Origin of the sequence: Pontibacillus yanchengensis, from assembly GCF_009856295.1 — a bacterium.
GTDB lineage: Bacteria > Bacillota > Bacilli > Bacillales > BH030062 > Pontibacillus > Pontibacillus yanchengensis_A.
This window is the reverse complement of the sequence record NZ_WMEU01000001.1, coordinates 734,314-749,242: the sequence shown is the minus strand read 5'-3', so window position 1 is coordinate 749,242 and position 14,929 is coordinate 734,314. Positions and strand designations below refer to the sequence as shown.

Below are 14,929 nucleotides of genomic sequence, written 5' to 3'. Positions count from 1 at the left end.
AACATGTTAGACATGCATCCTAAGTATGTATAATCATAAGCACAGGACGAAACCGTAGGTGATTTCGTCCTTCTTTTTATGACATACGCCAAACCTTGACTATAACCAATGTTATTCTTCTGATCCTTCTTCTAACATAAAGGCTTCAAATTCATCGTATGGAACGTCACTAACCCCTAAGGTAAGTAATCCATTTCCTTCTGTTCGTTTACTGTAACCTAATGGAGAAGTGTGTTTAACGAGTTGTGCATACAGTTCAGGTTCAGATAAGGTACGGCCGAATTCTTGTTCATTTTTTTCTAATAATAAAGCGGAAGCACCTGCAACGTGAGGTGTCCCCATTGAAGTTCCTGATAGGGTAGCGTATTGACCGTTCATATATGTGGAACGAATGCCGACTCCAGGAGCAACTATATCAATTTCATCGTTTGTATTTGTAAAGTCTGCCATGTCTCCATTAAAGTCAACAGCCCCAACTTGCACGACTTCTTTGTAATACCCTGGGTACAATTTTTCAGTGGTTTGTTCATTTCCATCACCAGCATTTCCAGCTGCACAGACTACAAGGATATCATTTTCTACCGCATTCTTAATGGCACGATGGAGCATTGCAGAATTCTGACTGCCTCCAAATGACATGGAAATAACACGTACACGCTCACCTCTTGGGCCACGCCACTTATTTGCGTATTTCACCGCCTTGACAATGTTCTCATAAGAAGCATTCCCATTTTCATCAAACGTTTTGAGGATAAGTAATTTTGTTGAGGGAGCTACTCCTGCCACGCCTTTGTTGTTTAACGAAGCTGCAATAGTACCTGCAACATGTGTCCCATGTCCGTTACCGTCAGACACGTCACGAGGGTTGCCACCTGTGAAATTTCGTCCATCGATGATTGCTTTCCTTAAGTCTGGATGGTTTACGTCACATCCAGAATCAATTACCGCTACAACAATTCCATTTCCGTAAACATCATGCTTCCACATAGATGGTGCTTCAATCATTTTTACACCTTGTGGAATTTCGTTTGACTGCTCATGGATTTCATTAACTCTAAACGGTATTAACTGAAATGGTTTCATTTTGTTCTCCCCTTTACGTACTAATTCGTTATCAGTACATGCAGGAAAAATGAAAATGTGCTTTTTAAACAGGAAATCTTTTTTAACGTATAGTAATAGAATGTTAGAAGGAAAAATAGAGTGGGAAGGAAGAGTAGAAATGGAGCATAGTTGTGTATTTTGTGCGTTATATAAGGATAGCGAGCAACAGATTGTTATGGAAACAGAGTATTGTTATTTCATTCAAAAACCTTCAGAGCAAGAGGTGCTTGAGGGGAGTGGACTCATTATACCAAAACAGCATCATGAGACAGTATTTGATTTAACAGAAGAGGAATGGACTGAAACAAGGAAACTTCTATTACGTGCAAAAAAATACTTAGACGAGAAGTATCAACCTAATGGGTATAGTGTAGGGTGGAATGTTAACCAAGTTGGAGGACAATCAATTCCCCATGCCCATCTGCATATTATACCGAGATATGAAGATGAGCCTTATGCGGGCAAAGGGATTCGGTATTGGATGAAGCAGCCGGAAAATAAACGTAGATAATTTTCCATTTTATAGAAGGCATTTAAATGAAAATCTTGAATGGAGAAAAGAGGTCAACTAAGCGGAAGGAGATTTATTATGAAAAGTCCCATTGAGAACAAGATACATACCGTATTTGTACATGTTTCCGATTTAAAAAGATCTGTGCAATGGTATAGCACCTTATTAGGTCAAAATGTGAATTTAGATGAAGTTAAACCACCAGTTTATAATGTGCCAATCAATACGTACACAGGTCTTGTTTTGGATGGGGGCCCAAATGGCGGTAAGGAGTATGTTGGTCTTTTACCACACCCACTTTGTAACCTTCATGCACCTGATATTGATGAAGCCTACCAGTTTGTTTCGGAAAAAGGTTTTGAGATTAATTCAGAAATTTCCCGGTTTGATGATATTGAGTTTTTCACAGTAAAAGACCCAGATGGGAACGTTATAATGCTATGTACGGGGTGAAGTGGGGAGAATAAGATTAACTGTTTGGCTCTAACATGCTGATTTCATGTGTGTAGCAGTAAATGAAGTATGGGGTATGTGTGAGAAAATACTAATTATTTTACTAAAGCCCCCGCAATATAAGTCACATGAAACATCAACGACGTAAAAAAGTCAATCAGAAGAAAGCCAAGCACTCACAATTTGAGTGCTTGGCTTTTATTCATACATTAATGGCCTCCGCCTTCTAATTCTTCAGATTCATCAACAATCGAAAGAATAGTAGGGGAGATGCTTTTTGCATATTCGTATTCAATGTTGTATTTCTGCCCAACCTGGATTAAATCGTAAGTGGTTTTATTTTCCACAATTAATTCTTTATCCCCGGCCGTAATTTTATAATGAGACTGGCCACCTTCTTCAACATGGTGTTTATTTGAAATTTTAACGTGGTGTAATTGGTCGTGATGTACAAGCTTAGAATTAAAATAGAAATACAGAGCTACAACAAGAACGACACTGATTAGGACGCTACTCATTATTTTTTTCAACAGATCACCTTCCATCAATACACATTCTTTAACATGGCAACTTGAATTTTGACATAACCATTCTAAACGCCTCTAAAGAAGTTTAGATTTAGAAGCACCTACTTAATGTTTACTATTGTATTATAAAAAGAAATCTCCGGCAAATAGTCAGGCTTTTCGTTTATTATGATTTCTAATATAGGAAAGGAAAATATGTGAAACCAAGTTCGTATGCTTTCGTATAATATGTTAGATTCCCCAAATAAGGAATGAAATTGAAAATTTATGAGTATTCATGATCATCTTTGATATAGTTGGAAATAGTGCTTTATAAACTAAACGGTACCGACCCTAATATATCTTTCATCTTTATAGAACACTATGCATATGTTGGATGCTATCAAAACAACCTATTCATGATAGAGTGTGTAAAAATTTGGGGAAATGTGTTGTTTACTTCCATATAAAAGGAATTTATATTTTTTAGACAAAGGAAGATTACATGAAGAAATTATTGATTATGGTGACTCTTCTCATTCTAGCAAGTTGTCAGCAATCTGAACAGGAAAAGACGTTTCAAAGTCTAATTAACTCAGAATCTTCCATATCGGCTATTGATTTAAAGGTGCATGATTACACTTATGGTGAAGATGAGAAGCCCATTACAAAAGAAAAGCAAATAAGGAAGTTTGTGAATTATTTTGACTCAAAAGAGATAAAGAAAATAAATTATGATACATATCGTAATTTATTAGATGAAAAGCTTAAACCTCATAGACAAGATAAGAACTCGTTTTCTGCGTTTATTGTGGAAGAATCAAATAGTACCAGTACAATGAATTTTAATGGGGTGCTTGTAGAACTAGCGAAAAATGGTTTCTGTATTATTACGGTCTTAGATGAGAATGAATCAGAGGATTACTATAAACTTCAGAATAAAAAGCCAGCCTTGTTTGATGAGGTGCAAAGCTTTTATAAAACACATGTAACAGTTCAAAATAAAGACGAGCTTTCCTAATAAGTATTATTCCTTATAAAAAAGCCCCTGTTAGACAGGGACTTGTGTGTTCATTGTAACGAAAAGCATAAGTTGGTGGTTCTTACATGTCTAGCACCAGCGCCTAGCGACTATTGTGCTTCCCTCGCCTCCATTCTTCGTGTTTCCTTTATCTACTACAGATTCAGAAGAAGTTCTGTGATGATGGAGGTTCTGTTAGCCCATACGTCGCTAAACGGGCACTTGCGCCTTCCTTTAATCTTCATCTAATGGAAACCAATTTGGGACACTTAATATTTTCGTCCACATTGGTTCAGGAATAAGTAGATCATCTTTTTGCTTTTTCTTCATTGTTAAACGCAGCTCGTCCTCACGTTGTGATTGTACTTTTTCCACCCAATCAGGTTCCATAAGCAATTCACGACCTATTGAGACAAGAGGGACTTCAGCTAGTGCTTTTTCTACCTCATCAGGTGTGATTAACGTGCCCACTCCCATTACGGGGACTAAGCTTCCCACACGTTCTTGTATCATTTCAAGACGAGGTTTCGTATCTTGTTCATCACGAATGGAGCCTTGCTTGAACTTAGATAGTGAGATGTGAAGGTAATCTAGATGTTGTTTAGCTAACACATCTACAAGCTGAAGTGTGTCGTCCATTGTAATACCTGGTTCCTCTTTTTCTTCAGGTGATAGACGATACCCCACAATAAACGAATCGCTAGCGTGGTTCCGAACCGCCTGCTGAACGGATTCAACTACAGCAAGAGGGAAATTCATGCGCTCTTCTACTTCTCCGCCCCATTGATCCGTACGACGATTAGAATGAGGGGAGAAAAATTGTTGAATTAAATAGGTGTTCGCCCCATGGATTTCTACGCCGTCGAAGCCTGCTTCAATTGCACGACGAGTAGCTTCTCCGAAATCTTTTATGGTTTCTTGAACTTCATCTTCCGTCATCTCCCGAGGAGTTACTGCATTTGGACGTAAAGATGGTACAGCACTTGCGCTTACAACATCTTCCCCAGGAATTAAATGTGGGGGACACATTCTTCCGCCGTGGAAGATTTGTAAAATAGCTTTAGCACCTTTTTCATGAATGGCGTCGCTAAGACGTCGCAGTCCTGGAATCAGTTCATCGCGGTCTGCTCCAATCTCTCCGTCAAATCCTTTTCCAGTTTTGTTAACGTTCGCGCACGCTGTTATGACAGCACCAACACCGCCAGAACGGCGTTGATAGTATTGGATTTCTTTATCTGAAACAGAGCCATCCTCATTTGATAAAAAGTTTGTCATCGGAGCCATAAGTACTCTGTTCTTCAAAGTAGCACCTGATAGTAGTGTATAGGTATCAAAAATAAATGAACGTTGACTCAAAAGTGGTCCCTCCTAAATAGATAATATTCTGCTCCTTTGAAGAGGAGAACAGACATAGTTTATCACCCGCTATAGGTATCTGTCTTTTAAAGGGACTTACTTATGACACATTAGGTGGATACTCCGTATAAAAAAGAAGCCACCCTAATATTAGGGTGGCTTCTATGTAGATACTTCACCTTCATCCTTGAAGGATAGTATCCCTGATTCATCATCCTTGACGATATTGTTCCATTGTATCGGAGTGTAGAAAAGATTGAAATAAGACTTTACGATGAAACATTTAACTATAAATGCCGGAAATGGGAGGAAGGGGGTGGATTATTATATTCAACATTTGGGAATCTAAAAAAGAAATTATATTATAAGAGTTAAAAATATTTATTGTTAGTATTAATACAGTTAAAATATTATACAAATAAAATAATGGATTGGTGGTATATGGTGTACAAACTATATTATAGTTGATATGATATAAGTACAGTCTTACTTTGAATTGAAAGGTTTTATAAGTAACTTCGGAATAGAGTAGCCTTTTTAAAAATCAAAAGTAAGATGAAAGAAGGGAATCCATGCTATTTAGAGTAGTAGGAGTGTACTTGGACGACATAAAGGTAACCTTCGCAGATAAACAACAAGAATTTACTTTTTCTAAATTGAAGGATGCCCAGGATTTTTTAGAAGAGCTACGTAAACAAGAAGCTTTACCTGAGAATTACGAATTGAAAATTGAAAAAATTTCGTAATGGTAAACCAGTTAAGGTAACCTTGGATCCCCTAATTTGAAAACTGCTGCAAAATAAAAATCAACCAATAGCCTGCCAACGTAGGGCAGTTCGCTAACGTTACGTGATGTAACGATAACAGTCGAATATACTTGAATAATAAACAACAAGCACTGGAACCCGCTCCAGTGCTTTTAAAGTACCATCTCCTTTTTTGGAGGTGGTACTTTTTTGAAAAGGAAAGTATAAAATCTTGGCGCGTAGCTGTCTAGCCTTCGATTAGTGTGTGCCGACCTCTACTTACGATAGGTGCTGGCCTCATAATTAAGTTGAAATTTAATACTTGTTTTAAGTTTTTCTAGCTGCTTGTTGTAGGGGGTCCCATACACCGTTATATGGTGGAGCGTAGGATAGGTCTAAATCCTGTAGCTCATCAACTTTCATTTGATGATATAATGCTGTCGCTAAGACATCAATTCGTTTATCAACACCAGCACCACCAATAATCTGCCCACCTAACAAAAGACGACTCTCCTTGTTGAAAACAAGCTTTAGTGTCATTTTATCTTCTTTAGAGTAATATCCTGCAGCGTGAGTTGATTGTATTGTTATGGTTTCATAAGGGATGCTAAGAGATTGAGCCTCTTTTTCTGAAAGGCCTGTACGACCAAGTGTAAGAGAAAAGAACTTTATAATCGAAGAGCCTACAACACCTTTGAACGTTCGAGGTTGATCGATCATATTTACGCCAGCAATCTGACCTTGTTTATTGGCATGTGTTCCTAGTGGAATATAATCATCTTTTTCCTTAATGCGATGGTATTGAGTTGCACAGTCTCCGGCTGCATATATATCTTTAATATTTGTTTGCATATAATGATTAACAATTAGCGCATCATTGTAGGTTTTGTAAGCTCCTGTTCCATTCATAAATGATGTATTTGGAGCCACGCCAACGGCAACTAAAACAAGATCTGTTTTATGTTCACCTTTATTTGTTACAACTGCCTCTACTTGATTGGTTCCTTTAAAGCCTTCAACAGACTCTTCAAAGGTAAGGGTCAGGTTTTGATTTTTGCCTTCGTCATGGATGAGCTCCGCCATTTCCTCATCAAAAATCTTTGCTAACTGGTTCCCGCGTTCGATGATTTGGACGTTTTTGCCAATCTCAGCCATGCTTTCTGCCATTTCTAGCCCGATATAACCTCCACCTATAATAGTGATATTCTCGATGTCTTTACCTAAGAACGCCTTGATATCCTGAGCGTCTGGTATCGTTTTTAGTGTGAAAATACCTTCTAGATCTTTCCCATCCCATGGAGGAAAGACTGGACTTGCTCCTGTTGCAACAAGTAATCGATCGTAGGATTCTTGAAAGGATTCATTTGTTTTTAAGTTGGTTCCATGGACTACCTTTTCTTCATAATCGACACGTGTGACCTCATGAAGGATTTTTGTATCAATCCCATATTTGTTTTTAAATGTCTCAGGTGTACGTGCAATTAAATCATCTGTAGACTCAACTTGATTCGTAAAGGTATAGGGGAGACCGCATTGCCCATAGGAGTATATAGTCCCTTTTTCTAGCGTAGTAATTTCATTTCCTGAACTATTGCGAACAATCTGCATGGCAGCACTCATTCCTGCTGCATCTCCTCCAATAATGACGAATTTCATAATTTTCACCTCATTAGTTGCTATAGTAGTGTATGTAGTTGTCCCTCTTATACAATTAGAATTTCCCTTTCGTAAGAATGCTAAACAACATGTAAAGGAGTTTACCTTGAAAAACTGTTAGAGCTTGTTTTAACATCTTACAACGTATCCATGTTAGGGGTCTGATTTTAGTTGGACTTATAAAGTGTAAACAGATAAACAAACTATAAGTGGGGAAAAAAGTTTATTTAACCTGTAAAGAAAGCATAAGTTAATGGATCTTACATGTCTAGCTCCAACGTCCGGTGACTAGTGATGCTTCCTGTTACTCCTCAAGATAAGTCAACATCGAACCAACCTTCGTAGTGTAAGCAGCAGTTTGTACGTCGTTAGCAGGGCGCTTGCACTTTTCTTTACCGAGTATGTATAAAACTACCGAGAATATCCTCCTCCATTAGTGGCATACCAAAAAGGAAAGGAGGGGGAATTCATGGCAAGACGGAATCGCAATAAGATACTAGTACCAGAAGCCAGAGAAGGATTAGATCAACTGAAGACCAAAGTGATTCAGTCGGCTAATCCAGGCTATGTGAAGTATGAAATAGCTAGAGAACAAGGCATCCCATTACAAGAGGGATATAACGGAAACCTTACCTCAAAAGATGCCGGTACAATTGGGGGTAGCGTTGGTGGAAACATGGTGAAAGAACTTGTGAAAATGGGAGAGCAACAACTTTTAAATAAAAACAAATAATTCAATTGTTTAACCCCTGCTTCTATGAAGCAGGGCTTGTTTAGTGAGACTGGCTCTAGGTTGTTCATTCATAAATGTGAGGAAGTCGCTCATATAAAAAACTTTCTCTATTTTCAGCACCTAGACACGATCTCAATTGAAAAGCACTCATAATGTTTCATTAAATAAATAGTTTCTAACTAAGGGTTGAGTTATAAGGAATATAGTCTTTTGAGGGAAACATTTTCTACCTACAGACGTAATACAGAATATATGAGGGTGGAAGGGTTGAGATGGAAAAGGAACATTAAAAGGTGTGATTCTCACCCCTGAAACGAAGCAACCTTTTCCGGTAGTGCTTATTATTCCAGGTTCTGGGCCAACAGAGAGAAACCACAGAAGATGTCCCTAAAGAATTACAATCTGTTTAAGGACATCTATCCAACCTTTCTTGGCATCTTGGATGACCTATAAACCAACAGAAGAAATCAAAAATTTAGACATTCCTACGCTTGTTATTGGTGGGAGTACAGATTTCAAGTTCCACCTCAAGCAGCGAAAGCACTGCATAAAGCTAAGGCAGAATCTAAACTTCTTCTTGTAGAAGAGATGAATCATGTTTTGAAGAAGGCACCAATGGATCGAGAGAAAAACATAATAACATACTCAGACCCTGACCTTCCATTGGCTGATGGATTGGTAGAGAAGATTAACTCTTTTTTCCCAAATCATGACTTTTATACAATAGAGTAAACGGGAAGGTTCACTATATAATGGTGAACCTTTTCCATGACTAAAAAGTAAAGAAAGTTTCTGGCGGATACATGTCTAGCTCCAGCGCCGAGCAACTAACAAACTTCCTGCTCCTTCTTACGATAAGTCAACATCGAACTGTACCGCTCGTCGTGTTTCCTTTATCTCATAAGAAGGAAGTTCTGAATGGAGGAGATTCGATTAAGACCGCTGCGTCACGCATGCGTTTTTCTTATAAATTCCTTATCATTCGGCATTTTCCCTGCTATTCTATAGATATTGGTTTATTTCAAGGAGTGGGAGTATGTTCGATCAAATTAATTTAAATGAGAATGCATTAGTTGTCGTCTTTACCGTTGTAATAGGTTATTGGTTTGTCATTACTACTTTAGATGTAGTAAAAGGAGATAAGAAAAATAAGAAACTTCCTGCTTTGCTTTTTGCTATATGGACATTATTCATGATGTTCACGTAGATAGGAATGTGAGAGAGAAGGGGGAGAGGATCTATGGTACGAGATTATTTACAGAGAAGATGGAAAATATGGGTGCTCTGGTACGTGTTAACCATTGGGGGTGTGGCACTACTTTTATATGGTGTAAGTCAACCATTAGATTATTTTTTGTCCCATGTATTTCCTGATCCTGCTACAGATGACTTAACTTTAAACTATGTATTGGAACACCTAGGAGTGTTATTCTGGGTTTTTTTCATGTGGATTATAGCAATCATGGTATTAGGTGCTGTAGAACGCTTTCCTTCTCTCATAGTCATAGCTGGGCTTTATTTTAATATTCTTATATTTTTATTATTACGGAGCAATTTTGAATTTTATATTTGGGTGATACAAGGTCCTCAACCTGATTATGGTGGTTTAGGAGCGGGAATTGCTGCATTAAGCACTTTTGGTGTTGCTTCTTTATGGTTAATCGTAGAGTATATTCAATTTATGATCCGTGAGAATAAATTACCAAGGAATGATCGAGAGGGTCCAAGTTTATCTAAAATGGGGTTATGGTTGTTTCGAGGGATAGGTGTGTTTTATTTTATTATCGTAAGTTTAGTGCACTTTTATCCTTTAGTGTTTTATGTATCGGAATATGGGCTTTAATGGGTTATAAATTTATAAGAAAAAATATGAAGGAATGGAAGGGTGAAAATCAAACTTATAGAAAGCAGGGATATATGGTTCAAGCAACCTTAATTAAGGTTCTTATTTAGTAATCTCGATTATTTGATGCTTATCATAAAAAAACATAAAACAGGTGTCCACATTTTGAATTACTGGACACCTGTTGTTTAATATTTATTACTCAATAACAGCTTCTCATAATGTTCTGTTAGATACGGACGGAGTTCAGAAAAGGGGATAGTAACAGTTGAGATTTCTTCTTTAGTGGAGAGAATCGCATCTGGTCTCGTGAACAAGATAAGCTTGTCTTTTTCCAAATAATACATTGCATCTTCACTAAGATGGTTGCTTTTAATGTGTTTTTTGTCGGTTAGTTGCTCCGATGCTTTATTTAACAAGAACTTTTCATAAGGAGTGGAAGTGTCGAACAAATCATGTAAAGAAAGCTCTTTTTGACTTTCGATATCAAATGTTTTTGCCTCATTATAATGCTGTTTTTCTGGACCGCTTGATAATTCCACATGGTGATATAAAATGCTCACTAGTGGATATTGATTATAAGGGATTTCATAAGTGGATGTATATTCTAAAGATTGTTCCCGAATTTTGGCAAGATAGGAGTACACACTAGCATGTTCCATGTATCCTTTATATAAATCTTGAGCGTACTGCTTATATCTCTCATTTATTTCTTTTATAAAAGCAGGATGTTTCGTTCCATCAAATATAGGGTAGTCGACAGTAATACTGTACTTTTTTTCTGATTTATGAAAGGAGTCATTGTCAGAGGTGACCGCATCTTCTGTTGGAACAGTTATTGTGAAAAACGACAGTATAGAGGCTAATATTATATTGAAAATCATCGAATCACTCCTTTCCTTGAAGCTTCACTCCTATAAACTTCATTTCTGTCATGTCCTCAATAGCATATTTAACGCCTTCTTTACCAAGACCACTTTGTTTTACACCGCCGTATGGATGATTGTCTTGTCGGTATGTGGAAATTTCATTAATCCAGACACCACCCATTTCTAGTTGATCAGCTACTCGAAAAGCCCTGTCGATATTATTTGTAAACAAACCAGCCTGTAACCCGTAAATGGAATCATTGCTGCGTTTCACTACTTCTTCTTCTGTTTTGAAAGGCATGACAGAAACAATCGGAGCGAAGACCTCTTGAGCGATAATCTTCATGTTTTTCTTTACATCCGTCATAATAGTTGGCTCTAAAACAGTACCCGTTCGTTCACCACCGACTTGAAGAGTAGCGCCATTTTCTATAGCATCGTCAATCCATTCCTTCGCTCGCTTAGATTCATCCTCATTGATCATCGGTCCTATGTCAGTTGCTTCGTTGGCTGGGTCTCCGATGGTTAACATCTTGGTGCGTTCCTTATATTTCTCCAGGAATTCCTCATATATGGTGTGATGAACATAAATTCTCTGTGCCGAGATACAGACTTGACCTGAAAATGCAAAAGCACCTGTTGTTAATTTCTCTACAGTATCTTCCACATTAGCATCCTCAAATAAAATGTTAGGGGAATTTGATCCAAGCTCAAGTGTTACTTTCTTTAAGCCGGCCGAGGCTCGTATGTTTTTTCCTACTGGAACAGATCCTGTGAATGTAATTTTGTTTACTTTATCATGTTGGACGAGTGGTTCGCCGACTTCTTTCCCTGTACCAATGACAAGGTTTAAAATACCGTTAGGCAAACCGGCTTGTTCAAATAGTTTAACTAATTTATAAGCAGAAAAAGGTGTTTTCTCTGCTGGCTTAAATACAACGGTGTTACCAGCCGCAATAGCAGGAGCTAGTTTGTGCAGTGATAAGTTCAATGGAAAGTTAAACGGAGTAATAGCTCCTACGACTCCTAATGGTTTTCTCGTGACCATTCCTATTCTATTCTGTCCCCTTGGAGCTGCATCCATAGGAATCAATTCACCATAAATGTTTTTGGCAAGCTCAGAAGCAAAACGTAATACCTGTATCGCACGGTCTACTTCTCCTTTGCTGTACTTCAATGGTTTTCCAGCTTCTTGAACTAAAATAGAGGCGAATTCATCTTTTTGTTCAACCAATAAATCTGCAGCGTTTCGTAAAATTTCTGCGCGTTCATGTGCGGACATAGGCTTCATAATATCATGGTAAGTACAGAAAGCTGTCTCTACAGCATCGTTTAAATCTTCTTCTGTGGCTAATGCAAGCATGCCGATTTCTTCATGGTTATATGGGTTTAGAACAGCTAATGACTCCCGATCTTTTTCGTTGCGTTCTTGACCATTTATTATTGATCCAATTCTCATTATTGTGCTCCTTCCTTAACAGCTTATATCTCCCAATTTCTTAGTTAGCTTCATATTTTCGTCATAGTCCACAGGGCAATCAATAAGGACTGGTTTGTTTCGTTCAATTGCTTTTTCGAGGGTTGGTTTTAATTCTTCACCTTTTTCGATGCGAAAAGCCTCGAATCCATAGGCAATTGCTAGTTTTACAAAATCAGGATTGCCAAAATCGATATGCGAAGAACGATTAAAGGCTTTCTTTTGGTGCCATTCAATTAATCCATATCCTTCATCTCTCCATAGTAAAATAACGATAGGTAATTGTAGACGTATAGCCGTTTCCATTTCGGCGCTGGTCATTTGAAAGGAGCCATCTCCACAAACGGCAACGACGTGTTTATCTGGGTGAACGAGTTTTACTCCAATTGCTCCAGGAACTGCTACACCCATGGAAGCAAGTCCGTTTGAAATTAAGCATGTATTTGGTTCATAGCAATGATACATTCGAGCCATCCACATTTTGTGAGCTCCCACATCCGAAATGACAATGTCATCTTTGTTAAGTATGTCACGTAAGTCGTTGATAATTTTTTGTGGTTTTAGTGGGAAACTTGTGTCGTCCTTAAATGATTCTAATTCAGCAAGAGCTTTTTCTCTTACTGGTAACACCCAACTATTATCACGTTCTTTTTTAGGGAGAGACTCTTGTAAAAGATTTATATTGGAGCTTATATCACCAAGTAAACTTCCGTGAACAGGGTAGTGAGAGTCTGTTTCTGCTTCTTGGCTGTCGATATGCAAAATAGGTGTTTTACCATCAGGGTTCCAGTTCTTTGGTGGATATTCCGCCATATCAAAGCCTATTGAAATAATTAAGTCAGCCTGCTTAAATCCACATGTAATATAATCATCTCCGCCAAGCCCTGCGGTAAGGAGACTCAACTCATTTTCATAGGAAAGTGCACCTTTTCCCATAAAGGATTGTACAACAGGGATTTGGTGTGTATTTGTAAATGAACGTAAACAATCAGATGCTTGATCACGAGTGATTCCCATACCTGCCAAAATGATTGGGTAGTTTGCTTTTTCTATTAAGCTTACGGCATTCTTTACTGCGGACTGTGATGCAATTGATAAATAATGTTCGCGAATCGATAGTAGGGATGCATCAATCTCCATGGCAGCGATATCTTCAGGTAAATCAATATGGGTAGCACCAGGCTTTTCATCAGAAGCCACCTGAAAAGCTTTTCGTACTACTTCAGGCACAATGTCAGCTTTTTTGATTTGCGTATTCCACTTCGTTACTGGTTCATAGACGGATACTAAATCATAGTATTGGTGTGATACTTTATGCTGTCGATCTAACCCAGCCTGACCTGTAATGGCAACAATAGGGCACTGATCCATGTTTGCGTTGGCTACACCTGTTAATAAATTGGTAGCACCAGGGCCAAGCGTAGCCAAACATACACCGGGCTTACCTGTTAAGCGACCATAATGGCCGGCCATGAATGCAGCACTCGTTTCATGACGGGTAACCACAAATTGAATACTGGAATCAAGTAAGGCATCCATTAAATCAATATTTTCTTCACCAGGAACTCCAAATATATATTCAACTCCTTCTTGTTCAAGACATTTCACAAGCAAATCAGCTACACGCATAGAACAAACCCCTTCTTTCGTCATTTGGTAGGTTTAGTATTTGTGAAAGTTGAAGCATTATAAGTAAAATGTTGAAATTAACAAGAATTGGTCGATTTTATAATGTTATGTTAAGCAATTTTTTTTGTATGAGTAAGGATTGAGTTTTGATTAAGAAAAGGTCTTCAACAATCGAGGCATAATCTGGAACACTTGAAATCGAGATAAATTTGGTGATCGCACAGAAAGAGCGATGTACCCGTAGATTTATGCTTTGCAGAACAACCAAGATATCTTTTAATAAAATGTGTTTTGTCACAAAAAGATATGTATTTGCCTAACGAAGAACGTATATCATTTGTGTACACCCACAACAAATGGCGATGTTTCCGTTAAACCAAACGAATGCAAAGATGGGCCTGGAAATGGCGAGACTCCCGCGGAAAAACGGATGTGTCGAGACCCCACAGGGCCGCATTTTGGCCCGAGGAGACGAATCGATCCAGATGAAGTTCGACTCAAACCGTCACATCGTGTGACAACGTCGAACGACCCTACATCCTGTAGGGCCGCAGGAAAGCGAGCTATTTCCAGGCCCATCTTTTCTCTAAATAATACAACGGAAACATTTCTCTTACCCAGATTATCTCGAATCCAAGTCTTCAAGATAATGGGGCTATTATGGAATAATTATCACTAGATTTAACAAAGTCATGGTTCTTAATAATGAAAAAGTACCTTTCCATAATTACAGATAAATTATATGCTAAGAAAAAAAGTGGGGATGATGATGAATAGGTTAGGCAATCTCAAGAACGTTTACATCAATTGCTTGCAGATGATTTTGAAGAGATTGGGAGCTCGGGTAGCTATTTTTATAAAGAGAATGTTTTAGACCGAGTACCATCTGAGAAGATTCCAAAGATGATCTTATCTAATTTTGATGGACGAGAGCTATCTCAAAACATCGTATTAACAACTTTTAGTGTGTATCATCCAGACAAGGATAAACATACATTAAGAAGTTCGATTTGGAGATAGGAAGC

The 14,929-nt window shown here is 38.0% G+C and carries 14 protein-coding genes and 1 pseudogene; 8 read left to right on the top strand and 7 right to left on the bottom strand.

Features of this window, described 5'->3' with window-relative positions; genetic code table 11:
- Window positions 1-111: 111 nt before the first annotated feature.
- A complete protein-coding gene (locus tag GLW08_RS03610) occupies window positions 112-1,083 on the bottom strand; it encodes a S8 family peptidase (protein ID WP_160847199.1) in 972 nt (323 codons plus the stop codon).
- A 139-nt stretch (window positions 1,084-1,222) separates the two neighbouring features.
- On the opposite strand from GLW08_RS03610, the gene GLW08_RS03605 reads away from it, so the two are divergent.
- Both GLW08_RS03605 and GLW08_RS03600 read left to right on the top strand, forming a co-directional pair.
- Window positions 1,223-1,615: an HIT family protein gene (locus GLW08_RS03605; protein WP_160847198.1), complete on the top strand. Its 393-nt coding sequence runs from the start codon at window positions 1,223-1,225 to the stop codon at window positions 1,613-1,615.
- Window positions 1,616-1,693: 78 nt separating this feature from the next.
- On the top strand, window positions 1,694-2,068 hold the full coding sequence (locus GLW08_RS03600; protein ID WP_160847197.1) for a VOC family protein: 375 nt from the start codon (window positions 1,694-1,696) through the stop codon (window positions 2,066-2,068).
- 209 nt (window positions 2,069-2,277) lie between these two features.
- On the opposite strand, the gene GLW08_RS03595 is transcribed toward GLW08_RS03600, so the two are convergent.
- A complete protein-coding gene (locus tag GLW08_RS03595; RefSeq protein WP_160847196.1) occupies window positions 2,278-2,598 on the bottom strand; it encodes a hypothetical protein in 321 nt (106 codons plus the stop codon).
- 481 nt (window positions 2,599-3,079) lie between these two features.
- Between GLW08_RS03595 and GLW08_RS03590 the strand changes: the two genes are divergently transcribed.
- Window positions 3,080-3,595 carry a hypothetical protein gene (locus GLW08_RS03590; RefSeq protein ID WP_160847195.1) on the top strand — a complete coding sequence of 172 codons (516 nt, stop codon included), beginning with the start codon at window positions 3,080-3,082 and terminating at the stop codon, window positions 3,593-3,595.
- Between the two features lie 234 nt (window positions 3,596-3,829).
- Here GLW08_RS03590 and GLW08_RS03585 read toward each other — a convergent pair whose 3' ends face one another.
- Window positions 3,830-4,951 carry an NADH-dependent flavin oxidoreductase gene (locus GLW08_RS03585; RefSeq protein WP_237458285.1) on the bottom strand — a complete coding sequence of 374 codons (1,122 nt, stop codon included), beginning with the start codon at window positions 4,949-4,951 and terminating at the stop codon, window positions 3,830-3,832.
- 572 nt (window positions 4,952-5,523) lie between these two features.
- Here GLW08_RS03585 and GLW08_RS03580 point away from each other — a divergent pair.
- Window positions 5,524-5,697 carry a hypothetical protein gene (locus GLW08_RS03580; protein ID WP_160847194.1) on the top strand — a complete coding sequence of 58 codons (174 nt, stop codon included), beginning with the start codon at window positions 5,524-5,526 and terminating at the stop codon, window positions 5,695-5,697.
- A gap of 327 nt (window positions 5,698-6,024) precedes the next feature.
- Here the strand turns inward: GLW08_RS03580 and GLW08_RS03575 are convergent, their stop codons facing one another.
- The gene (locus GLW08_RS03575) at window positions 6,025-7,353 is read right to left on the bottom strand and encodes a CoA-disulfide reductase (protein ID WP_160847193.1); all 1,329 of its coding nucleotides are present in this window, start codon (window positions 7,351-7,353) and stop codon (window positions 6,025-6,027) included.
- A 469-nt stretch (window positions 7,354-7,822) separates the two neighbouring features.
- Between GLW08_RS03575 and GLW08_RS03570 the strand changes: the two genes are divergently transcribed.
- From GLW08_RS03570 to GLW08_RS03560, 3 genes are all read left to right on the top strand, one after another.
- Complete coding sequence (locus GLW08_RS03570) at window positions 7,823-8,086, top strand: alpha/beta-type small acid-soluble spore protein (protein WP_160847192.1); 264 nt, start codon at window positions 7,823-7,825, stop codon at window positions 8,084-8,086.
- Window positions 8,087-9,122: 1,036 nt separating this feature from the next.
- Window positions 9,123-9,293, top strand: a complete 171-nt coding sequence (locus GLW08_RS03565) for a hypothetical protein (RefSeq protein ID WP_160847191.1) — start codon at window positions 9,123-9,125, stop codon at window positions 9,291-9,293.
- 33 nt (window positions 9,294-9,326) lie between these two features.
- The gene (locus GLW08_RS03560; RefSeq protein ID WP_160847190.1) at window positions 9,327-9,929 is read left to right on the top strand and encodes a hypothetical protein; all 603 of its coding nucleotides are present in this window, start codon (window positions 9,327-9,329) and stop codon (window positions 9,927-9,929) included.
- A 188-nt stretch (window positions 9,930-10,117) separates the two neighbouring features.
- Here the strand turns inward: GLW08_RS03560 and GLW08_RS03555 are convergent, their stop codons facing one another.
- The 3 genes from GLW08_RS03555 to GLW08_RS03545 are packed head-to-tail and all read right to left on the bottom strand — an operon-like array spanning window position 10,118 to window position 13,904.
- Complete coding sequence (locus GLW08_RS03555) at window positions 10,118-10,813, bottom strand: PdaC/SigV domain-containing protein (protein WP_160847189.1); 696 nt, start codon at window positions 10,811-10,813, stop codon at window positions 10,118-10,120.
- Window positions 10,814-10,817: 4 nt separating this feature from the next.
- Complete coding sequence (locus tag GLW08_RS03550; RefSeq protein ID WP_202406394.1) at window positions 10,818-12,257, bottom strand: aldehyde dehydrogenase family protein; 1,440 nt, start codon at window positions 12,255-12,257, stop codon at window positions 10,818-10,820.
- Between the two features lie 15 nt (window positions 12,258-12,272).
- Window positions 12,273-13,904 carry an acetolactate synthase large subunit gene (locus tag GLW08_RS03545; RefSeq protein WP_160847188.1) on the bottom strand — a complete coding sequence of 544 codons (1,632 nt, stop codon included), beginning with the start codon at window positions 13,902-13,904 and terminating at the stop codon, window positions 12,273-12,275.
- Window positions 13,905-14,696: 792 nt separating this feature from the next.
- On the opposite strand from GLW08_RS03545, the pseudogene GLW08_RS22355 reads away from it, so the two are divergent.
- Window positions 14,697-14,924 (top strand): annotated as a pseudogene (locus GLW08_RS22355) (DUF4440 domain-containing protein); the annotation flags it as partial.
- Window positions 14,925-14,929 lie beyond the last annotated feature (5 nt).